General features: G+C 68.8%; 1 protein-coding gene. It reads right to left on the reverse strand.

The features are described from left to right. The coding region (locus ACFKCF_RS61475) for a type I polyketide synthase (protein ID WP_394506756.1) at positions 1 to 2456 on the reverse strand (2456 nt) is incomplete at its 3' end. Positions 2457 to 2508 lie beyond the last annotated feature (52 nt).

The raw sequence follows: 2508 nt of genomic DNA on the forward strand, positions 1-2508 counted from the left end.
GTGAGGGTGTGGGCGAGGGTGTTGAGGGGGGTGAGGATGGGGTCGAGGAGGGGGGAGTGGAAGGCGTGGGAGACGGTGAGGGGGCGGGTTTTGCGGCCTTGGTTGGCGAAGTGGGTGGTGATGGTGTGGATGTCTTGGGTGTTGCCGGAGATGACGGTGTTGGTGGGGGAGTTGATGGCGGCGATGGCGGTGTGGGGGGTGAGGTGGGGGGTGATTTCGTCGGGGGTGGCTTGGATGGCGGTCATGGCGCCGGTTTGTTGGAGGGTTTGCATGAGTTGGGCGCGGTGGGTGATGAGTTTGGCGGCGTCGGTGAGGGTGAGGATGCCGGCGGTGTGGGCGGCGGTGATTTCGCCGAGGGAGTGTCCGGCGAGGTAGTGGGGGTGGATGCCGAGGCTGGTGAGGAGGTGGGTGAGGGCGGTTTGGAGGGCGAAGAGGGCGGGTTGGGTGTAGGTGGTTTGGTTGAGGAGTTGTGCGTGGGGGGTGTGGGGTGGGGCCCACATGATGTCGCGGAGGGGGTGGTCGAGGTGGGGGTCGAGGGCGTCGAGGGTGTTGTTGAGGGCGGTGGCGAAGGTGGGGAAGGTTTCGTAGAGTTGGCGGCCCATGCCGGGGTGTTGGGCGCCTTGTCCGGAGTAGAGGAAGGCGGTTTTGCCGGGTCGGGCTCGTCCGGTGATCACGTTGACGCCTTTACCGACACCGCTGCTGCCGGGGGTGTTTGAGGGGGTGGGAGCCCCGGCTCCGGCTCCGTTGCCGGTCACGGATCCGTTGCCGGTCACGGCTGCAGCCTCGGCTCCAGCTCCGGCTCCGGCTCCGGCTCGGTTGCCGGTCGCAGCTGCGGCCTCGGCTCCGTTGGGAGTTGCCGTTGTGGTTGCGGCGCTTGTGTCACTTCCGGTGCTGCCGTTGATGCCGGTGTCGCCATGAGCGCCGTTGCTGGTGCCGTTGCCGTAGCCGTTGGCGGCCGCGGTCGCGGTCGCGGTCGCGGTCGCGGTCGCGGTGGTGATATCGCTGCCACCGGCCGGGCCAGCACTCGAGCCGTCGCCACCGCCACTGCCGTTGCCCGTGCCGTTGGTGGTCGCGGCTGCGGTGCCGGTGCCGGTGCCGGTGCTGTCAGACGTGCCGGCGCCCGTGCCTTCCCCCCTGCCGTTGCCGTTGGTGTCGCTCTTGCCAATGCCGATGGTCGTGCTGCCGTCTGCGTTTGTGGTGGTGAGGTGGTGCAGGGCGTCGTGGAGGTCGTCGGTGTTGCGGGCCAGGATGACGGCGCGGTGTTCGAGGTGGGCGCGCGTGGTGGCGGCCGACAGTGCGATGTCGTGCAGAGGCAGTTCGGGGTGGGCGGTGAGGTGGCTGGCCAGGCGGGCGGCTTGGGCGGCCAGGCTGGTCTGATCGCGGGCGGACAGGGCTACTGGGACCAGGGGCAGGGGCTGTGGTGCTTCATCGCTGGTGTCGGTGTCGGTGTTGGCGGCGGGACTGGTGTGGGGGGCTTGTTCGAGGATGAGGTGGGCGTTGGTGCCGCTGATGCCGAAGGAGGAGATGGCGGCGCGGCGTGGTTTGTCGCCGTGGTCGGGCCAGTTCTGGGGGTGTTGCAGGAGGCGGATCTGGCCTTGTGCCCAGTCGACGTGGGTGGTGGGGGTGGTGATGTGCAGGGTCTGGGGCAGGAGGCCTTCGCGGGCGGCCATGACCATCTTGATCACACCCGCCACACCTGAAGCGGCCTGCGAGTGCCCGAAGTTGGATTTGACCGACCCCAGCCACAATGGGTCCGCCGGGTCCCGATCGCGTCCGTAGGTGGCCAGAAGAGCCTGTGCTTCGATGGGGTCGCCGAGTTTGGTGCCGGTGCCGTGTGCTTCGACCGCGTCGATGTCGCCGGGGGTCAGACCCGCGTTGGCCAGCGCTTGGCGGATCACCCGCTCCTGGGAGGGGCCGTTGGGGGCCGACAGGCCGTTGCTGGCGCCGTCCTGGTTGACCGCCGATCCGCGGATCACTCCCAGCACTCGGTGGCCGTTGGCCTGCGCGTCCGACAGCCGCTCCAGCAGCAGGATGCCCACGCCTTCGGAGAAGACGGTGCCGTCGGCCTCGTCGGAGAACGCCTTGCACCGGCCGTCCCGCGCCAGACCACGCTGACGGCTGAAGTCCACCAGGAGCTCTGGTGTCGCCATGACCGTCACTCCGCCCGCGAGTGCCAGAGTGCTTTCGCCTCTGCGCAGGGACTCGCAAGCGAGGTGAATGGCGACCAGGGAAGACGAGCAGGCGGTGTCCACCGTCAACGCCGGACCCTCGAGGCCGAGGTTGTAGGCCACCCGCCCCGACATGACAGAACCGGCGTTTCCGGTCTGCAGATACCCCTCGATCTCCTCGGGGTACGGTCCAGGCCCTGAGCCATAACCGGTCTGAGTTCCGCCGATGAAGACGCCGGCCGGGGTGCCGCGAAGCGTGCCCGGATCGATCCCGGCCCGCTCCAGCACCTCCCACGAGGTCTCCAACAACAACCGCTGCTGCGGATCGATCGCGATCGCC

It is taken from the genome of Nonomuraea sp. JJY05 (assembly GCF_043496855.1).
Classification (GTDB): Bacteria; Actinomycetota; Actinomycetes; order Streptosporangiales; family Streptosporangiaceae; genus Nonomuraea.